The following is a 17,789-nucleotide window of genomic DNA, read 5'->3' as shown; positions in this document are numbered from 1 at the left end:
TCATAAAACTCTACTACTAGCGCCCAAATAGCTGAAAAACGCGATAAAAAAGGCGTCTCATGGGAGGCGCCTTTCTTGCTTTTACTATTCTCTTACCATTTTTTTACGCCAAGGTATTATCGCCGGCATGGTAGCTCGAACGAACCATCGGGCCGATATGGGCAAGCTTAAAGCCGAGACGATATGCCTCTTCCTCATAAGCTTTAAAGGTTTGCGGTGTGACATAACGCTCTACCGCAAGATGCCCGCCGGAGGGTTGGAGATATTGGCCGATGGTGATCATCTCAATATCGTGTTCACGCATATAGCGCATCACATCCATCATCTCTTCATCGGTCTCACCGACGCCCACCATTAAGCCCGACTTTGTGGGAACATCAGGATTACGCGCTTTAAACTTCTTAAGGAGCATTAAGGAGTGATCATAATCGGCGCCGGGACGCACCTGTTTATAGAGGCGAGGAACGGTCTCCATATTGTGATTGAGGACATCCGGTGGGGTTTCGCTTAAGATATCGATTGCGACATCCATTCTGCCACGAAAATCGGGGACTAAGATCTCAATTTTCGTATGAGGGGAGAGCGCACGGATCTCGCGGATACAATCGGCAAAGTGGCCGGCACCGCCATCACGAAGATCATCGCGATCGACCGATGTAATCACCACATAATCGAGTCCTAACATCTTCACTGTCTCCGCTAAGCGTTTGGGTTCTTCAGCATCGAGCGGATTGGGGCGACCATGCGCCACATCACAGAAGGGGCAACGGCGGGTACAGATATCCCCCATAATCATAAAGGTGGCAGTACCTTGATTAAAGCACTCGCCAATATTAGGACATGCCGCCTCTTCACAGACTGAGTGAAGCTTGTTATCGCGTAAGATCTTGGTAATTTCACTAAAGCGTTTACCGCTTGGAATCTTAGCTCGAATCCAGTCGGGTTTGGGGATGCGCTCCTCCTTAGGAACGGCGACAACCTTAATCGGAATACGTGCGGTTTTGGCAGCTCCGCGTAGCTTTTCACCTTGTTCTAATTTCATTGTTATGGTCACTATTTCGCAGATTAAAAAAATCGATAAGAGACAGTATAACAGGGAAAAGGGGGAAGTTAACCATAGATCGAGAGAATGATTAGAGAGATTTTATACATTCTCTTTTTCTCAAAATAGTTCTCAACACCTATTAAAACTGCATTTGAACTCTGATCAAAAAAGCTCTACAGCAAGCAAGATCTATGGCATGATGAAGGCATGACTTGAGATCATCAGGATCAGGTCTCGATAAGGAGGTCAGAAGATGAAATTAGATGATCGATCGAATCGCACAGTAGGAAAGCGCGCCGGGAAAAAGCAGCGGATTCCCAAAAATCCTAAACATCCAGAGCGAATCTGTTGGGGTTGTGAGCGTCTTTGTGCCGCAAATAAGATGTTTTGTGGCAATGGTAGTGAGCGCTCGCAACATCCCTGTGAGCTCTTTGGGGAGGATTGGTATCTCTCCTTAACAGAAGAAGAGCTCGCTTATATCGAATTGGTGTAAATGATCACCAAGCTTGGAAGGTTGTCAGTTTTTCTGAAAATTGATCCGGCAATGTGATAAATGCGCCTGATTGAGTGCAGACATAGTGGCTCAAATGATGAGCAAATTGATGCGCTTCTTGAAATGAGGCTCCTTTATGAAGTGCGGTGATAAAGGCAGCAGAGAAGCTATCGCCGGCACCGATACTATCCGCAAGGGTGATCGATTTTCCCGATAGTGCCGAGTAATCATTCGGGCTCATCACAATACTGCCTTCAGCGCCTAAGGTTAAGAGAATAGCATTGAGCTCAAATCGCTCGATCAGATGGTAGAGCGTATCTCGAAGCGAAAGCGATTCCATCTGATAGCTCTTCTGCAGATAACGTAGCTCCATCTCATTGAGTTTGAGGAGATCGGCATAGCGCAAGAGTTGATCGACTAAGGGGGCAGAGTAGTAGGGGGCTCTAAGATTGAGATCACAAAAGCGCATCGCTTGTGGATTGTTTTCTAAAATAGCTTTGAGCGTTGTAAAAGAGTGATGATTTAGCTCATCATTATAATCTATATTTTTAGGGTCAAAGAGTGGTAGCGCTGAGCGCATAGCGAGTGAGCCATAGGCGATCAATGTTGTTGCCGCAGCTTTTTCTAATATCTCGGGGGTGAGGGGAATCTGATCCCATGCAGCGGGCGTTGCAAATTGGTAGTGGGGTTCTTGATCGATAATGGTGATATCGACGCGACCGGTGGGGAACTTGTTTTGCGCCGCGATCACGGGAATATGATGCTGTTGAAATTGTGCTAAGGCTTCTCTTCCTAAAGAATCATCACCAATAGCGGTCACAAGCGTTGCCGGAAATCCTAATTGATTAAGAAAATAGCAGAGGTTACTCGGCGCACCGCCCAATATTCGTTTGGGACCTTCAATTCCTTTATTTTCTAACAAATCATCCTGAAAGCAATCCCAAAGTAATTCACCGAAACAGAGCGCAGTGGCTTGATGATTCATATATTGTTCCCCTTTAAAGTATGCTTTTGAATGATGGTTATGAGAGGTTATGAGTGGTGATAAGTACTTATGAGCAACTCATAAATGACTATGACTGATGAGTGATGACGCTCAGCAATAATGAGCTATCTTATCAATGAAGCGATTATTTTACGAGATCTGCTAAGAGAAGATCCCATAATTACCTGCCCGCAGGTTGGCATCGATGATGCCCATTGCCGGCGCGTGGTTTATGGAAGAGCGTGATAGTGAGATCCGGCAGCGTTCAGCTTCTGTTTTTAATCGATATCCTCTAAGACGATTTCTGGAATCGCGGGAGAGAACGATTTCATTCTTATTACAACTGCATGCCCGCAGGTTGGCATCGATGATGCCCACTGCCGGCGCGTGGTTTATGGAAGAGCGCGATAGGGAGATCCGGCAACTTAACAACCTCTTTTATTTCAAGTTATTGAGAAAACTCAGGAGGAAAGAGGCGATTTTTTGTGATCGGTGGTATAATTTTTCTTTAGCTGATATTTGATAATTCATCAAAGATAATTCTTCAAATATCAAATGAAATCGATCAAATAATCTAACGCATTAAGGACTGACATGGATTTAAAGAAGTATATTGCTCGTATCAAAGATTTCCCTGCAGAAGGTGTTGATTTTAAGGATGTGACGCCGTTACTCAATGATGTTGAAGCGTATCGCTATACCGTTGAGGAGATGAGTCAGTTTGTCAAAGCGTGTGGAGCGACAGTGATTGTAGCGCCGGAAGCACGTGGTTTTATCTTTGCCGCACCTGTTGCAGTGATGACAGGAACGCGCCTCGTCCTTGTGCGTAAGCCGGGGAAATTACCCCGTAAATGCCATAAGGTTGCCTACTCATTAGAGTATGGAAATAATACGCAAGAGATGCATGTCGGTGATGTTAAAGAGAATGATCGCGTTGTGATTATTGATGATGTACTGGCAACAGGCGGTACCATTAAGGCGATTATCGAGATGGTTACGCGGGAGAAAGCAACAGTAGAAGGGATCTGCTTCCTTGCTGATCTCACTTATCTCCATGAACCAGAAGTATTAGAGGGCTACAACGTGAAGAGCCTTCTTAGTTATGAAGATTAATTTTCCTGATTTTTCCTGATGATTTAGCAATCTAATATTTAAAATAGTCTGAAAGACTGCAGATAACGAATGAGAGCAGATAATTAATGGACTTTAGTCCCGATTATCTGCTTTTTTATTATTAGGGTTACTATCTTTCTCTAGATGGAGTTATTAATTCTTTATGCGTGGTGGAGGTTTAGTATGCCTTTAAATAATGCAATGCAAAGCTATATCATTTTCACTGTAGATAATTATAGAAAGAATAATTTTCCAGATAGTGACCTTATTACTTACTATGGAAGTATTGAGCATGGAGCACTAGAGTTATGGGAGAAACAAATTGGGAACTTAGTAACCAATAGAGTAGGTATTCCTGAAGAGCTAGTAGTTATTCTTTCAACTCACGGTGGTAGTGTAGAATGCGTTGAAAAGATGGTTGATATTAGTCGGCGATTTTATAAGAAGGTTTCTTTTGTTATTCCTAGCCAAGCAATGTCAGCTGGCACGATCTGGACTATGTCTGGTGACAATATATATATGAGTTATTTATCTTCATTAGGGCCGATTGATCCTCAAGTGCAAAGTAATGATGGAAGGTGGGTCCCTGCTTTAGGTTATCTTGATAAGTTTAATGAAATTGTTGAGAAGTCTAAAAATGGGACGGTGTCTCAAGTTGAGTTAATGATGATTAATCAGTTAGATCTTGCGAATTTACGTAGGTATGAGCAAGCAACAGAGCTCTCTGTTTCGTTGTTAAAGAAATGGCTGACAAAATATAAGTTTAAAGATTGGTCTCATAAGGAGACAACAGGTGAAATTGTTACAGAAAGCTGTAAGTTGGATAGAGCCAGACAAATAGCAGAGGCTTTAAGTGATAATAATAAGTGGTTATCTCATAGTCGTTTTATTAATATAGATACACTTCAAAGTGATCTAAATATAAGAATTGATGATTATACAGATAATCATCAAATGATGGGTGAAACCACAAACCTACATGATTTGATATTAGATTTTAAGTTAAAAAACAATTATGCATGGATAATCTATATTGCAAAGAGAGAATAAATCATTTATTTTGTTGTAATAGATTCTGATAAGGAGAATCACAATGAACATAGAGTTAGATCATAAAAAATTAAAAAAAATGGTCGTCTCCTGTAAACAAGCGAAGATGATATCTAATTTAAAAAAATGGGGTTACTAGAGCCTCCAAGTACAAAATTGGCATATGGTTCTGACATTATTAAAAGACGTAATGATAATTCACAGAGTAGTACTTATATGATAAATCACCCTTAAGAGGTGAGATCTCTATTTGAGATCATCGCAATCCCCTGAGATTTACCACTAAGCCCAGCTTAACTCGCTGGGCTTATTTTTTGTCTGCAGTTTACCGCTGTTTGCCTGCGGTTAAGCGCATGGTGATCTCTCTTTTTTAATCAATCATTGCGTTTTATAAAAGATCTGTTAATAATAGAACTGTACTTAATATTTAGTATATATGAATAGTATGTTAAAAATGGGTTGAAAAATAATTAGGGAGATAAAAAATGGTAACGGGGTTGTTAGTGGGGGCGATATTGGGCTTTATTTTGCAGCGAGCGCGCTTTTGTATGACGGGAGGATTTCGTGATATCTATCTTGCGAAAAACTTTACGATGCTCTATGCCTTCTTGATTGCGATATCGGTGCAGGCTGTTGGTGTCTTTTTGTTGGTGAGGGGTGATTATCTTGCGATCTCAACAGGATCGATCTCCTTGATCGGCTCGATCGGTGGTAGTCTACTTTTTGGTTTTGGGATTGTTCTTGCCGGCGGTTGTGCGACGGGGACTTGGTATCGCGCAGCAGAAGGGCTTATTGGGAGTTGGATCGCGCTGATTTTTTATATGATTTTTGCTGCGATTACAAAGTATGGTGCGCTCTCTGGATTACAAAGAGAGATTGCAAGTCACACCGTTATTAATGATTCAATTGCCGAAACATTAGGGATAGAGCAGGGGATTTTAATATTATTATTGGTGGCGGTAACGCTCTTTTTCACGATTAAACATCTTCGTAAGCCGGCGGTGAAGATACCTTCTCTTCCGGCGAAACATCAGGGGATTCGTCATCTTCTCTTTGAAAAGCGTTGGCATCCTTTTGTTGCCGGTGCGGTCATTGGTCTTATTGCACTTGCTGCTTGGCCCTTAAGCTCGATGACAGGACGTAATAGTGGTTTAGGGATTACAACACCTTCTGCCAATATTATTCAATTTTTAGTGACGGGTGATTTAGGGTTAATCGATTGGGGTGTCTTCTTAGTTCTTGGGATCTTTATTGGGTCATTTATGGCGGCGAAGGGGAGTCGAGAGTTTAAGTGGCGCGTACCAAGTCACAACATCATCATTACAAGTGTGATTGGTGGGGCTTTGATGGGGATTGGTGCAAGTCTTGCCGGCGGATGTACGATTGGTAATGGATTAACCAACACCTCCATCATGGCGTGGAAAGGTTGGTTAGGGCTCTTCTTCACTATTATTGGTGTCTGGATTGCCTCTTACTTTATCTATGTTCGTCCAAGAAGAGTCGCACAACAAGGGACTGTCAGCGCTGTGAGCCACTCGGCATCATAGTACGAATCTTCGGTGATAAGATCGCCACTTTGCCGGCATGCAACTTATAGAAGCGCGTAATAGTGTTCTCCGGCAACTCAACAGCTCCTTTTACCTTGATATTTTAGTAGATAAGAGTAGGTAAGAGAATCAGCGGAAGGGCGGGAGAGAACGATTTTGTTCTTCTCACAACTGCATGCCCGCAGGTCGGCACCTTTGATGCCAACTGCCGGCGAGAGGTTTTTGGAAATACGCGATGGTGAAATCCGGCAGCGTTCAGCTTTTGCTGGTTTCATTATTTTTAAAAAGAGAGTTCGATAGGATCAATAGATAGGAGAAAAATAGTATGGCACTTTATGAATTAAAATCGTTGGGACTTGTCTGCCCCTTTCCACTACTGGAGGCTAAAGAGAAGATGGAGCAATTGGAGACGGGTGATGCATTGAAAATTGAGTTTGATTGTACCCAAGGGACGGAAGCGATTCCTCGCTGGGCGGCAGAAGCAGGGCATGAGGTCACCGATTATGAACAGATCGGCGATGCCGCATGGTCGATTACCATTGTGAAACGATAATGGATAAGTCTTATCACTCATATTTTAACGGTGATAATGCATCAATGGGGCAGATTACCCATAAGATTTGAGGATGATCATCTTTGATCATCCTCTCTTTTTAATCACTATTACAAAATTACTATTACAAATTACTATTACAAATTAGTAAACTCAAACTAGTCATTTCAAATTAGTAACCCCTAAAGAATCACCGGCAGAGGATGGGTGATTCTGATCTCTTCAGGGCTGATGCTGGTGCCGTATGCGATTACCTCGACACCGGCGGCAACGGCTTCTCGCAGAAGTTTACCATAAGCGGGATCGATCTCATCTGCCGGGCGAACGCCTTTAGCGCCTGTAAGATTCACACAATAGAGTAAAATCGCCCGCGTACCACTCTTTGCTAGCGCTATCAACTCTCGAAGATGCTTCTGCCCACGGGTTGTAACCGCATCGGGAAAGGCGGCAATATCGCTCTCTTCAAAGCCTAGCGTCACGCTTTTTACCTCAATATAGATCTCGTTTTCATCGCGATCTTTGAGGCAGAAATCGATCCGTGAATTCTCCACCCCATAACGCACCTCCCTTTTCAGGCTGATGAAAGGACCAAGATCGATGATCCCCTCATTGAGCGCCTCTTCTACTAACAGGTTGGCATAATGGGTGTTAATATTGGCGAGCGCGCCAAAAGGTGTGGTGGCAATCACCCAAGTGCCGGCGGTACTTCTTTTCGGATCATTTGCCGGAAGATACCAAAGATCGCTGCCGGGGAGCAGACAATTTTTCATCGAGCCGGTATTCGGGCAGTGAAGGGTGATGATCTCACCCGAATCGAGCTCAACTTCTGTTAAAAATCGCTTATAGCGCCGGATCAATCGCCCTTTGGCGAGTAGAGGGGTAAATTTCATAATAATTTTTATAACTATAGATATTAACGATACTCAATATGGTAGATCACCGTTGTTGAGAAAGCCCCGCCTTTTACCTCTTTTTTAGGGTTTTTTCGTAGGTGAGCTTCCATGGCTAAAATAATATTTTCATCTAAACCGATTTCACCTAAACGAATAGGTGTATTAAATTTTAACTTTCCAAAATTCTCATTTCCACGAGAGGAGTGCTTCACGCCATCGAGTGAGAGAAGCGTACCATTTTTAAGTTCGATATTATCATTAACAACAGGATCAGTTGCGCTGAAGGTAATGATAGGGTAGAGCGGGTAGCTACAACTATCCTTAGCAGAACGTGATATTCTCAGAGAGAGATTTTTTGTGATCGTCTGATTAAGATCTTCTTTACTCATTGCACCAAAATCAATATCTCCAGGATGTCCGATATTAACAGTAGGCGTAATACAAGGGTCAGGGTATGCATCAATGCCCATAGCGACAATAATTTCATAAGGTGCATATGAAGGTTGCCCACCTATTTGCGTTACATTTAAGATAGGTAGATAAAGTGGACTAATGGGCTTAGGATTTTCAGGCTGATAACCTGGCTGAAATATTTTGACACTCAACTCTATATTGACGGGAAATTCATGATATTTCCCAGGACCTAAAACCGGCAGGTAGATCGTTTTCCCTGGTCTATGGGCATTGAGTTTAAAAACATCAAAAATATTGGTCGACTCTCCATAATTGGTGACAACATTGGTATATGTGAAGAATGCTTCTTGTATAGGTTTATATTGTTGTAGGCTTGCTACGAATGCTTCCGCCTCGGTCGTTCCGCTATTATCGGGTTCAATTTTTATAGGAACATCCGCTCTGCATCGAAGATTAAAATGGTATTTTTGGGGACTACCAAAAAAATCTGTTAAGGGAAAGGTTGTTTCGATATAGCGAGGTCCGCCCATTCCTGTATCACTAGCGATACAGAGCGGATCATTCCAATTGGTCTGTTTTTGGGAATATCCTAATTTCATTGAGAAAATTATTAGCGTGCTTATGGAAACTACTCTCCAGATATTTAATTTAGGCACTTTGATGCTCCTTTAGTAAAATAATAAGATAAAAACAAAAAATACAACAATAAGGAAAGGCATCTCGATAGAGATCTTTAATCAATTAGCTCTATTTCTATATTTTCTATATTCAATTTTCCTGATGAAAAAGAAACTATTTTTACTGCCAATAGACTACATTGAGAATCAATCATTATTGATAGTGTAAAGCAGAGCCTGCATGTCATTATAAATAGTTTAATGGGCGCTATTATATTCTTTTTTATTGCAACATATTAGAGCTTTTATCTAGGAAGTTAAGAGGAGTGTTGAGAATAGAGAGTATATAGTGTTTTCTATCAAATATTTCCTATAAAATAGTGTCTATCAAAGAATTTATATTTTATGATATCTAAATATTGTGATGACCTATCTTGTAACCTACTCTACCTACTCTACCTACTCTATCTTAATCTACTCTACTCTAATATAGAGTAGCGATCTATCCATGCAGAAGCGTAATCAGCGCTGTAACAGTAATCAGCATCCCCACGGTGGAGACCGCTAAGATGGAGGAGGCTTGCTGCTGATATTGCTGATATTTTGTCGCAAGGAGGACAATCATCGGCCCCGATGGAAGCGCGGCGAGGAGTAGACCCTCATCATAGATCAATGCCCCTTTTTGAATCCCGAAGAGGAGCGCGATGGCGATAAAGAGTGCCGGCAATCCCACATTTTTTAAGAGGGCAATCAAAAGCACCTCAAAGCTGAGTTTAAAGCGATTAGCGGCAATGGTCATCCCGGCAACAAAGACGGCAACACCGGCAGTAGCTTTACCGATAAGCGTTAGCGAGTGATCCACCACCTCCGGTATTTTGATATCTAAAAAGACGAGGATAAAGGCTAAGAGTGGCGCCCAGACAAAGGGCGTTTTAAAGATCGCTTCATAAAGGGAGTGACCGATCAATTTCGTAAGAGAATCATGCTGATCTGCCATTTTTGCCAGACTCAATTTAATGATAATGGTCGCTAAGGGGACAATCACCACATTGATCACAAGGGAGATAATACTAATCGCAACGCCACTTTCAACGCCGTAGAGGCTCCCTAAGAGTGCCGGACCATAGAAAGGCCCTGCAGAGAAGCTCACCGCCAAGCCGGCAATGGAGGATTCTACACTATTGCGCCGAAAGAGAATCTTCGCCACCAAAAAGCCGACAAAGTAGGCAATCAGTAGTGCTACTAAAAGCGCACCAAAGAGGATGATCTCCTCCAAGAGTTGTGTTCTAGTCACCATAATCGTCCCCACAAAGAGCATCGGCGGGAGAGCGATTTTGAGCACTAGATTATTGATGATTGGAATCGGGTTAACGTCGGTTCCAAAGAGATGCGCCTTCTGTGCGCCAAAACCGAAGGCGAGAACAAAGATAATCGGGACAACAACTGCGGCGGATTGTAATATCTGCTCCATGAACGGCTCCTTATCGCTTTTAATTAAGGTCCTAATTAAGGTCTATGATCATTTAGATCATTGAATCGGGTTATCGAAATGACATTAAGGGATCAATACATTAAGGGATCAATGTTTTCGATAGCCTACTGAGAGATCGATCTCATCATGATAGTGCTGTTTTAAGCTCACGAGCAACTCATCATCAGCGATCACTCTCTCCTGCTGCATCTGAAGAACGCCGGCACTGCGTGGGTTGTGATACTTAAAGATCAGCTGTAAGCCCTTCTCATCATGTCGATAGGGCATCAATTTCTGGAAGATCTCCTGAACAGTGGAGAGCGGTAAGGGGCGGCGATTCTCAATTAAGATAAAGTGCCCATGGGTTTCTCGCACCTGTCTTAATGTTCGTAATTCACTTACCCGTAGCGTCATGCAGTTATTGAAGGAATCCCAGCTATGGCTGCCGCGAATAAAGAGGATGCTATCGGGCGTGATCTCTTCTCCCGCTTCATTGAGCGTTTCGATCGGCTCTTCAAAGAGTCTAAATTCAGCGCGAGCATGCCCATCATCGAGCACCACGAAAAACATCTTATTGCCTGCTTTGCTGATGCGGGTGTAGAAGGCGGTGACTAAACCGGCAACGATCACATTATCCTCATTGCGTGAATGATATTGCGGCTCTGGCATCGCTTGCAGTGCGGAGAGGGTGGTATTGGCCACCTCTTTGATCTCCGCGCGATATTGATCGATCGGATGGCCACTAAAGAAGAAGCCTAAGACCGATTTTTCCGCATGGAGAAGCTCTTTTTCCGTCAGTGGCATCGCTTCATGCAGTTGATATTGGGGTTCATCACTCGGTTCATCGCTAAAGAGGCCGAAGATATCGCCCTGACCACTACTCTCATTCTTCCGATTTTGATCGGCAAGACGAATCGCCTCCTCCATCGTTGCGAGCAGCTCTGCTCGGTAAGCGGCACGTTCGGCGATCGAGTCAATTTCAGGGTTGAGGCAATCGAGCGCGCCGGCACGGATTAAGATATCGATGGCACGTTTGGAGGTTTTAGAGAGATCGACCCGGCGACAAAAGTCGAATAGATCGCGATAAGGACCATTCTCCTCCCGCTCTTCAATCAGTTGTAGTGCCGCCGCTTTTCCATACCCTTTCAATGCGCCGAGGCCATAGATAATTGCTCCCTCTTTATTGACGGTAAATTGATGGTAGGATTGATTGATGCTCGGGCGGATGAGCGGAATCTTCATCGCCAAGACCTCTTCGATAATGATAATGATCTTATCGGTATGATCGAGGTCGGCAGAGAGCACCGCTGCCATAAATTCAGGAGGATAATGCTCTTTAAGATAGGCGGTCTGATAGGAGAGAAGGGCATAAGCGGCGGAGTGAGATTTGTTAAATCCATAGCCGGCAAATTTTTCCATCAAGTCGAAGAGTCGACCCGCTTTCTCACTATCAAAGCCGAGCGTTTCTGCCCCTTGCATAAAGAGCGCGCGTTGCTTCTCCATCTCTTCTGGGAGCTTTTTTCCCATCGCTCGGCGCAGTAAGTCCGCACCCCCTAAGCTATAATTCCCGATAATCTGGGAGATCTGCATTACCTGTTCTTGGTAGACAATAACGCCGTAGGTCGGTTTTAAGACCGGTTCTAGCTCTGGGAAGGGGTAGATCACCTCTTCGCGCCCATGTTTACGATTGATAAAGTCTTCCACCATCCCGGACTCAAGGGGCCCAGGGCGAAAGAGGGCAACAAGTGCGACAATATCTTCAAAGTTATCAGGCTGGAGTCGGCGAAGAAGATCCTTCATCCCACGAGATTCTAGCTGGAAGACGGAGGTGGTTTGGCACGCCTTTAAGAGATCGAAGGTGGGTTTATCATCGAGCGGTAAATCGTGCAGATCGATCGTCTCACCGCGATTATACTCAATATTCTTAATCGCCCAATCGATAATGGTTAAGGTACGTAAGCCTAAGAAGTCAAATTTGACCAATCCCGCCGCTTCAATATCATCCTTATCATATTGGGTGACGAGCGCCGTGGAGCCCTCCTCACAGTAGAGCGGGGAGAAGTCGGTCAGTTTAGTCGGCGCAATGACAACACCGCCGGCATGGCGCCCCACCGATTTCGCTAAGCCTTCAAGCTGCTTGGCAAAGTCGATCAGAATCCTCACCTCTTCATCTTGATGGTAGAGATCATGAAGCTCCGGCTCCTGCATCATCGCCTTTTCAAGGGTAATCCCAAGATCCATCGGGATCAATTTGGCAATGCGATCGACAAAGCCATAAGGATGCCCTAATGCTCGCCCCACATCACGAATCACCGCTTTTGCCGCCATCGTTCCATGGGTGGCGATCTGTGATACCGCCTCTCGGCCATAACGATTGGCCACATACTCAATCACGCGATCGCGCCCCTCCATACAGAAATCGATATCGAAGTCCGGCATCGAGACACGTTCGGGGTTTAAGAAGCGTTCAAAGAGTAGGTCATAGGGAAGGGGGTCAAGATCGGTAATTTTCAGCGCCCACGCTACAAGAGAGCCGGCACCCGATCCGCGCCCGGGGCCCACAGGAATCTGATGATCTTTCGCCCATTGGATAAAGTCGGCAACGATGAGGAAGTAGCCGGGAAAGCCCATATTGTTAATGACGTTCAACTCAATATCGAGCCGTTCCCAATAGTGCTGATTCTCCTCACTCTGCTGGCCGATCCGCTCCTCTAAGCCGCGATACGATTCTGCCTTGAAATACTCCTCAATCGTCATCCCATCAGGGATAGGGAATGCCGGCAATTGCGGTTGATGGAGCGTTAAGGTGACGTTACAGCGTTTAACGAGCTCGATACTATTCTCAATCGCATCGGGATAGTCGGAGAAGAGCGTCTCCATCTCCTCAATCGAGCGGAGATACTGTTTTGGGGAGTAGTTTCGTGGGCGATTAGGGTCGAGCATCGAATAGCCCGATTGAATCGCAACACGCACCTCATGGGCTTCATACTCATCTTCCCGCATAAAGCGCACATCATTGAGTGCAATCAGCGGGAGACCTAGCCGTTCTGCAAAGGGGGTTACCTCTTGAATAAAGCGCTCATCATCTTGTTGATCGAGGCGCTTAATGCCGATATAGAGGCGATCTTCCAAGAAGGAGGCGTAGGTATTTTGTAAAAACTTCTCCGCCGCAACTTCTCCTTGATTGAGCAGCTTCTGCCCCATATGGCTCTCTTTCGCCATAATGACAATAAGTCCCTCTTGATACTCTTGCAACTTCTCATGAGTAATATAGGGAACACCGCGGATCTGATGGTAGCGGTAACCATAGCTCAAGAGCTCCGCTAAATTGAGATAACCTTGATAATTTTGTGCAATCAGCGTGATACGGCCGACACTATTCTCTTCATCGATTACTAAGCAGTCGGCCCCAAAGATCGGCTTAATGCCTGATTTAAGTGCCGTTTCATAAAACTTAATGGCCGCAAACTCATTCCCAAGGTCGGTGAGTGCCGCAGCGCTAAACCCCATCTCTTTAAGCTTTGCAAAGAGGGGCTTAATGCGAACTAAGCCATCAACCATCGAGAATTCAGTATGAAGATTAAAGTGGGTAAAGGTCATAAGATTTCAGCTTCACTAAATTTCCAAAAGAGTAGGGCAAAATGATATCACAAATCATTCTCGATCTTGTCCCTTGGAAGATAAGTTGCCAAATTTTAATATTTCGTATTTCAGGTTTCTCTATTTCAGATCGATCTATGTGATCGCTTAATTACTTCGGCAGAAAGTGGTAACAGCTGAAAGGATTGATCCGGACGATGAGTGGTGATTGATAGATAGAAAAATCTATTATGACGTAATAAGGTTACGAGTTTTATTTCCATTTATCTATAATAGATAATAATATCAAAATATCGATTAATTATAATAATTGATATTATATTAAAACGAAAAATTTGAAGCGAAAATCACAAAAGGATCAATCATGAAAAAAATAGTTCTTTTAGGTTTTATCTCAGCGTTACTGGTAGCTTGTACCCCGGAGGATGAAGATTACTACTTTAAGCACCTAGATAAAGCAGAAGAGAAGGCAAAGAGCTGTAATAACCAATTAGAGAAAATATTGATGGCGGGAAAGGATGAAAAGGCGCTCGCTAAATTGAAGGCAGATACAGAGTGTCAGGCGGCTTTTGATGCGCTTAATAAACAGAAAGAGATTGAGCGAGAGAAAGAGAGAGCGGAGAGAGAGAGCTTAAGAGACAACAAGAATTAGAAGCAAAGCAGAAGGCGATGGAAGAAGCTAAAAATCGTATTTCTCGATCACTTACCGATAAAAATTGGGATGAGATTATTGCAGAATATTTAAAACAGAAAGAGTGCAACAATCTCTCCCAAAGAAATACTCCCGAGTGCATGGCTTGGAAAGAGATCCATGAAGAGGCCTTTAAGAGTGGGGAAGATCAACTCTCAAAAGAGAACTTTGAAGCCTTAACAGAGCAGCAAGAGATTTATTGTAATTTGGATAAGCGATCGGGTTCTGCTTGTGATGTTTGGAAAAAGAGCTGGAATACTCAAAATGCCGCAATCGTTAATCAATTTATCAACGATGATCAGCGCTTTGTCGAAACCTATAACCAGTGTTATGACACGATGGAAAAAATACGACAATCGGATGAGGGACGCAGAGTAAAAACTCAGCTAGAGCGTGAAGTGACCGGGAGCTATCCTTGTTATCAGATAAAGGAAGCTTACTCTAAGAGAGGATTAGGATCTGGGTGGAATATCTTCACGAAGCGCATTAGCTTATAACATTCTTATACTCATTCTTATAGTATGCTTATAGAGTTCTTATAGTATTACTCTATAAGTAATACTATAAGTTAGATAGGATCGGGGTGGTGATGGGTAAGTAGAAAATTGATTATGACTTTATAATCATCTTACGAACTCTATAATTGTTAAGGGGATTTTCATTAGCGATATTTTCAAGAGCTTGGTCAATAAGAGATGGGTTATGAGGATTGACATGGTGAATCCAGGTTCTAAGCGTATCAATATAGATGACCATATTAGGATCATTGACCTCTCTTAACCAATCTTCTAGCTCTTCTAGGGTAATATTTTGAATATAATATCTTTCTTCATTATTTAAGCCATCTACTCTTAAGCTCTTAACAAACTCAGAAAGTGGCAGATCACTCTTTTCTTTTTTAATTTGGGAAAATAATTCTTCAGCATATTTGACGATAGGTTCATTTCCTAAACGATTTAAATTTATGTGAGAGATTGTACGGAGACTTTCTTCCCACGGCATATTCTTGATAGTTTCCCGATTGATTTCTATATAATCATCGATATAGTCGAAAATATCTTTCTCTCCTGTTGTCGGATCTTTTAATCGTCTAAATTGGTAATAACTAGTTAATGTAGAGATGAAAAGCGGGTATTCCCAATAGGGATAATTCCCTTTGTTATTTAAAATCTCTTTAAGTCCCGAAATGATCTCGTCTAAATTATCTTTGAAACTACTGCGATATAGTATCCAAACGGTATTGAGCTGTTGGCGGATATCTGCTTGTTTTCTTAAGATAGAAACCCTAGATTTTTCCGATTCTATAAAGTTTAAAATAGTTTCTGTAGACCAGGTGCCATTTTCCAGTCTATTGATAATCTCCTTAGAGAAGGGGGAGTAAGAGGTGATATCTTGTAGGTGTGGCATCATTAATATTTGATATATCTTCTGCCGATGCGTTTCGGAGGAGTCTTCTTGAGCAGTTTCGCTTTTTGCATCTTGCTGAGTTGGAGATGATGGGTTATCTTCACCAAATATTATATCTTTAAGTGAAGCAAAAGGGACCTCATCATTTTTTTCAAAATAGAAATAAGATAGAAATATAAGTCGTTTAATAAAATCATTAGATATTATTTCATCGATAGCATCAGGCGCAATTTCAAAAAAATTATCCATTATCCCCTTGATTTTATTCAGTACTCTAATATTTTTAACTTCAATCTTTAAATCTCTTAAGTCTTCGGTAATAGCTTCTTTGATGATAGGGTAGTGATTTAACTGATCACCAAAGACAATCTCTAACTGGTTCTCTAATGTTGGCGCGTAGCTATATTCTAGATCGACAATTTTTTCTCTATATTGATTGAGTTCATTCTTCTGCTCTTTTAATAACGCATCTTCATTAAAGATAAAAACTATTTTGCAGTTTTTTTGTTGCGCTAATTCATCTGCATAGCCCATTAATGCCGTAATCGGGAGCTTAGAATTCATACGATCAATGTCATCGAAACAGATCACCATATCCTTAATATATTGGTTCTCTATTGTATGGGTTTGATCCCCTAAATATCTCTTTACAATGCCAATTTTATTGATATCTGTTAAAAGTTTACTGGCATAGTTAGGATTGAAGAAGTTCCGAGTTATTCCTCTCTTTTTTAGAAAATCCTTAAAGATTTGCAGTTGGAATAGTTTCCATCCTTTATTTCTAAGTTTAGAAAGAGCGTGAATCCACCTCATATTAAAAATATATTTTGAGTGATAGATAATGATTAAACTCGATAGAGCCAGGAGAAAAAAGTAGGGACTCTTTAAGGAATTCTCAAAAAATAGATTGAAAAAGAAGCATAAGATAATCCAGAGGATGATTTTTAGCGGGCTTAAAGAACCGGACCAAAAAGAGGCTTCTTGAAAAAGTGGCTGACTATTATTAAAGAGCTTACTCTTTAAAGTATTGATATCCTCAATGCCAAATAGAGAGAGATAGCTATAATTCTTAAATTGTGAGGAGAGGTGAGGGTGCTCTTCTTGGGGCGCTATCTCTTTTGCGGACGGTTTTTGTAGGAGTTGCTTTTCGAAGTAATCTTTCCAAAAGTAGGTTTTTCCAATACCCCATTTCCCCTTAAAAATGAGAATTTTGTTGTTTTCATTTGAAAGAAAATCTCTTAGCTTATTAGCAGTTTCTTGATTATAGTCGCTCATATCACCCCCTATATTTATTTGATGAACTTATTTTTATCTCTATTTGATAATATTATGCCGTAATTTTTGGATAATGTTAGGTGTGTGATTGATCAGTGTTTACGTAGTCTGAGTTTTATTTGAAATATGGTAGCTCATCATAGTCATCTTTAGAATGTGAGTATAGTAGATTGAGCAGGGATTATGACGCGCGAGAGCTGTGAAAATAAGGTTGGGATAAAAGAGAGTCGGGACGTACATCATAATCCCCACCATCTGTCACTTTTTTCTGCCCAACTATCGCTATTTTAGCGCTATCTCTATGATTTAAATCAAAAATTTCTTCTTCTGTTTTAACGTCTACAAAATATAACCTACTTTTATTGATGTCGACAATGTAGTTATTTCGGCTAATTGACAATGCTTTTATGGCGAGTAGCCATTATTTTGTAGGGATATATTATGAAACAGAGTTATATCGAAGAGTGTAAAAACCGTTCTTCTAAGTTTGAAGAGTGGCGCAGATTTTTACTGCTAGCTATTATCATTCTCCCCATTCTTGCTGTATGCGCAATTGGTACATACGGCTTTTTTATTTGGTTTATGCAGCTTCTTTTTTGGGGATCTCCTTCTTAAGCCGTTCTGCTGTATGGGAT

Annotated in this window: 17 protein-coding genes; 8 read left to right on the top strand and 9 right to left on the bottom strand. The window is 42.1% G+C overall.

Annotation, left to right across the window (positions count from 1 at the left end; all coding sequences use genetic code 11):
- Nucleotides 1-103: 103 nt before the first annotated feature.
- Nucleotides 104-1,042 (bottom strand): lipoyl synthase, encoded by a 939-nt coding sequence (gene lipA, locus AC0SAP_RS02850; protein ID WP_109235784.1) that lies wholly within the window; start codon nucleotides 1,040-1,042, stop codon nucleotides 104-106.
- 256 nt (nucleotides 1,043-1,298) lie between these two features.
- Here lipA and AC0SAP_RS02845 point away from each other — a divergent pair, with 256 nt between their 5' ends.
- Complete coding sequence (locus tag AC0SAP_RS02845) at nucleotides 1,299-1,538, top strand: DUF3079 domain-containing protein (RefSeq protein ID WP_473382835.1); 240 nt, start codon at nucleotides 1,299-1,301, stop codon at nucleotides 1,536-1,538.
- 4 nt (nucleotides 1,539-1,542) lie between these two features.
- Here AC0SAP_RS02845 and AC0SAP_RS02840 read toward each other — a convergent pair whose 3' ends face one another.
- Together AC0SAP_RS02840 and AC0SAP_RS02835 are read right to left on the bottom strand one after the other, a co-directional pair.
- On the bottom strand, nucleotides 1,543-2,523 hold the full coding sequence (locus tag AC0SAP_RS02840) for a PfkB family carbohydrate kinase (protein WP_473382833.1): 981 nt from the start codon (nucleotides 2,521-2,523) through the stop codon (nucleotides 1,543-1,545).
- Nucleotides 2,524-2,685: 162 nt separating this feature from the next.
- Nucleotides 2,686-2,955 (bottom strand): hypothetical protein, encoded by a 270-nt coding sequence (locus tag AC0SAP_RS02835; RefSeq protein WP_473382832.1) that lies wholly within the window; start codon nucleotides 2,953-2,955, stop codon nucleotides 2,686-2,688.
- Nucleotides 2,956-3,117: 162 nt separating this feature from the next.
- Here AC0SAP_RS02835 and AC0SAP_RS02830 point away from each other — a divergent pair, with 162 nt between their 5' ends.
- The 3 genes from AC0SAP_RS02830 to AC0SAP_RS02820 all read left to right on the top strand — a co-directional run bounded on the left by AC0SAP_RS02830 (nucleotide 3,118) and on the right by AC0SAP_RS02820 (nucleotide 6,233).
- A complete protein-coding gene (locus AC0SAP_RS02830) occupies nucleotides 3,118-3,636 on the top strand; it encodes an adenine phosphoribosyltransferase (RefSeq protein WP_094567029.1) in 519 nt (172 codons plus the stop codon).
- Between the two features lie 183 nt (nucleotides 3,637-3,819).
- The gene (locus tag AC0SAP_RS02825) at nucleotides 3,820-4,686 is read left to right on the top strand and encodes an SDH family Clp fold serine proteinase (RefSeq protein WP_473382830.1); all 867 of its coding nucleotides are present in this window, start codon (nucleotides 3,820-3,822) and stop codon (nucleotides 4,684-4,686) included.
- Nucleotides 4,687-5,171: 485 nt separating this feature from the next.
- Nucleotides 5,172-6,233, top strand: a complete 1,062-nt coding sequence (locus AC0SAP_RS02820; RefSeq protein ID WP_473382829.1) for a YeeE/YedE thiosulfate transporter family protein — start codon at nucleotides 5,172-5,174, stop codon at nucleotides 6,231-6,233.
- A gap of 77 nt (nucleotides 6,234-6,310) precedes the next feature.
- Here the strand turns inward: AC0SAP_RS02820 and AC0SAP_RS02815 are convergent, their stop codons facing one another.
- The gene (locus AC0SAP_RS02815; protein WP_473382827.1) at nucleotides 6,311-6,508 is read right to left on the bottom strand and encodes a hypothetical protein; all 198 of its coding nucleotides are present in this window, start codon (nucleotides 6,506-6,508) and stop codon (nucleotides 6,311-6,313) included.
- 50 nt (nucleotides 6,509-6,558) lie between these two features.
- On the opposite strand from AC0SAP_RS02815, the gene AC0SAP_RS02810 reads away from it, so the two are divergent.
- Nucleotides 6,559-6,786 carry a sulfurtransferase TusA family protein gene (locus AC0SAP_RS02810; protein ID WP_473382826.1) on the top strand — a complete coding sequence of 76 codons (228 nt, stop codon included), beginning with the start codon at nucleotides 6,559-6,561 and terminating at the stop codon, nucleotides 6,784-6,786.
- A 182-nt stretch (nucleotides 6,787-6,968) separates the two neighbouring features.
- On the opposite strand, the gene sfsA is transcribed toward AC0SAP_RS02810, so the two are convergent.
- From sfsA to dnaE, 4 genes are all read right to left on the bottom strand, one after another.
- The gene (gene sfsA / locus AC0SAP_RS02805; RefSeq protein ID WP_473382824.1) at nucleotides 6,969-7,676 is read right to left on the bottom strand and encodes a DNA/RNA nuclease SfsA; all 708 of its coding nucleotides are present in this window, start codon (nucleotides 7,674-7,676) and stop codon (nucleotides 6,969-6,971) included.
- 23 nt (nucleotides 7,677-7,699) lie between these two features.
- The gene (locus AC0SAP_RS02800; protein WP_473382822.1) at nucleotides 7,700-8,692 is read right to left on the bottom strand and encodes a hypothetical protein; all 993 of its coding nucleotides are present in this window, start codon (nucleotides 8,690-8,692) and stop codon (nucleotides 7,700-7,702) included.
- Between the two features lie 520 nt (nucleotides 8,693-9,212).
- On the bottom strand, nucleotides 9,213-10,181 hold the full coding sequence (locus tag AC0SAP_RS02795; protein WP_473382820.1) for an AEC family transporter: 969 nt from the start codon (nucleotides 10,179-10,181) through the stop codon (nucleotides 9,213-9,215).
- A 108-nt stretch (nucleotides 10,182-10,289) separates the two neighbouring features.
- Nucleotides 10,290-13,781, bottom strand: a complete 3,492-nt coding sequence (gene dnaE, locus AC0SAP_RS02790; RefSeq protein WP_473382818.1) for a DNA polymerase III subunit alpha — start codon at nucleotides 13,779-13,781, stop codon at nucleotides 10,290-10,292.
- 364 nt (nucleotides 13,782-14,145) lie between these two features.
- On the opposite strand from dnaE, the gene AC0SAP_RS02785 reads away from it, so the two are divergent.
- The gene (locus AC0SAP_RS02785) at nucleotides 14,146-14,433 is read left to right on the top strand and encodes a hypothetical protein (protein WP_473382817.1); all 288 of its coding nucleotides are present in this window, start codon (nucleotides 14,146-14,148) and stop codon (nucleotides 14,431-14,433) included.
- Nucleotides 14,434-14,450: 17 nt separating this feature from the next.
- Nucleotides 14,451-14,969 carry a hypothetical protein gene (locus AC0SAP_RS02780; protein ID WP_473382816.1) on the top strand — a complete coding sequence of 173 codons (519 nt, stop codon included), beginning with the start codon at nucleotides 14,451-14,453 and terminating at the stop codon, nucleotides 14,967-14,969.
- 112 nt (nucleotides 14,970-15,081) lie between these two features.
- On the opposite strand, the gene AC0SAP_RS02775 is transcribed toward AC0SAP_RS02780, so the two are convergent.
- Entirely contained in the window at nucleotides 15,082-17,154 is a 2,073-nt protein-coding gene (locus AC0SAP_RS02775) for a hypothetical protein (RefSeq protein ID WP_473382814.1), read from the bottom strand.
- Between the two features lie 441 nt (nucleotides 17,155-17,595).
- Between AC0SAP_RS02775 and AC0SAP_RS02770 the strand changes: the two genes are divergently transcribed.
- Nucleotides 17,596-17,769: a hypothetical protein gene (locus AC0SAP_RS02770; protein ID WP_473382813.1), complete on the top strand. Its 174-nt coding sequence runs from the start codon at nucleotides 17,596-17,598 to the stop codon at nucleotides 17,767-17,769.
- Nucleotides 17,770-17,789 lie beyond the last annotated feature (20 nt).

It is taken from the genome of Ignatzschineria sp. PL_is040 (assembly GCF_055813795.1).
This window is presented reverse-complemented; position numbering and strand designations above follow the sequence as displayed.

Coding starts and splice junctions, on each gene's coding strand:
- lipA (WP_109235784.1), bottom strand. CDS start 1,042: ATGAAATTAGAACAAGGTGAAAAGCTACGCGGAGCTGCCAAAACCGCA.
- AC0SAP_RS02845 (WP_473382835.1), top strand. CDS start 1,299: ATGAAATTAGATGATCGATCGAATCGCACAGTAGGAAAGCGCGCCGGG.
- AC0SAP_RS02840 (WP_473382833.1), bottom strand. CDS start 2,523: ATGAATCATCAAGCCACTGCGCTCTGTTTCGGTGAATTACTTTGGGAT.
- AC0SAP_RS02830 (WP_094567029.1), top strand. CDS start 3,118: ATGGATTTAAAGAAGTATATTGCTCGTATCAAAGATTTCCCTGCAGAA.
- AC0SAP_RS02825 (WP_473382830.1), top strand. CDS start 3,820: ATGCCTTTAAATAATGCAATGCAAAGCTATATCATTTTCACTGTAGAT.
- AC0SAP_RS02820 (WP_473382829.1), top strand. CDS start 5,172: ATGGTAACGGGGTTGTTAGTGGGGGCGATATTGGGCTTTATTTTGCAG.
- AC0SAP_RS02815 (WP_473382827.1), bottom strand. CDS start 6,508: ATGAAACCAGCAAAAGCTGAACGCTGCCGGATTTCACCATCGCGTATT.
- AC0SAP_RS02810 (WP_473382826.1), top strand. CDS start 6,559: ATGGCACTTTATGAATTAAAATCGTTGGGACTTGTCTGCCCCTTTCCA.
- sfsA (WP_473382824.1), bottom strand. CDS start 7,676: ATGAAATTTACCCCTCTACTCGCCAAAGGGCGATTGATCCGGCGCTAT.
- AC0SAP_RS02800 (WP_473382822.1), bottom strand. CDS start 8,692: ATGAAATTAGGATATTCCCAAAAACAGACCAATTGGAATGATCCGCTC.
- AC0SAP_RS02795 (WP_473382820.1), bottom strand. CDS start 10,181: ATGGAGCAGATATTACAATCCGCCGCAGTTGTTGTCCCGATTATCTTT.
- dnaE (WP_473382818.1), bottom strand. CDS start 13,781: ATGACCTTTACCCACTTTAATCTTCATACTGAATTCTCGATGGTTGAT.
- AC0SAP_RS02785 (WP_473382817.1), top strand. CDS start 14,146: ATGAAAAAAATAGTTCTTTTAGGTTTTATCTCAGCGTTACTGGTAGCT.
- AC0SAP_RS02780 (WP_473382816.1), top strand. CDS start 14,451: ATGGAAGAAGCTAAAAATCGTATTTCTCGATCACTTACCGATAAAAAT.
- AC0SAP_RS02775 (WP_473382814.1), bottom strand. CDS start 17,154: ATGAGCGACTATAATCAAGAAACTGCTAATAAGCTAAGAGATTTTCTT.
- AC0SAP_RS02770 (WP_473382813.1), top strand. CDS start 17,596: ATGAAACAGAGTTATATCGAAGAGTGTAAAAACCGTTCTTCTAAGTTT.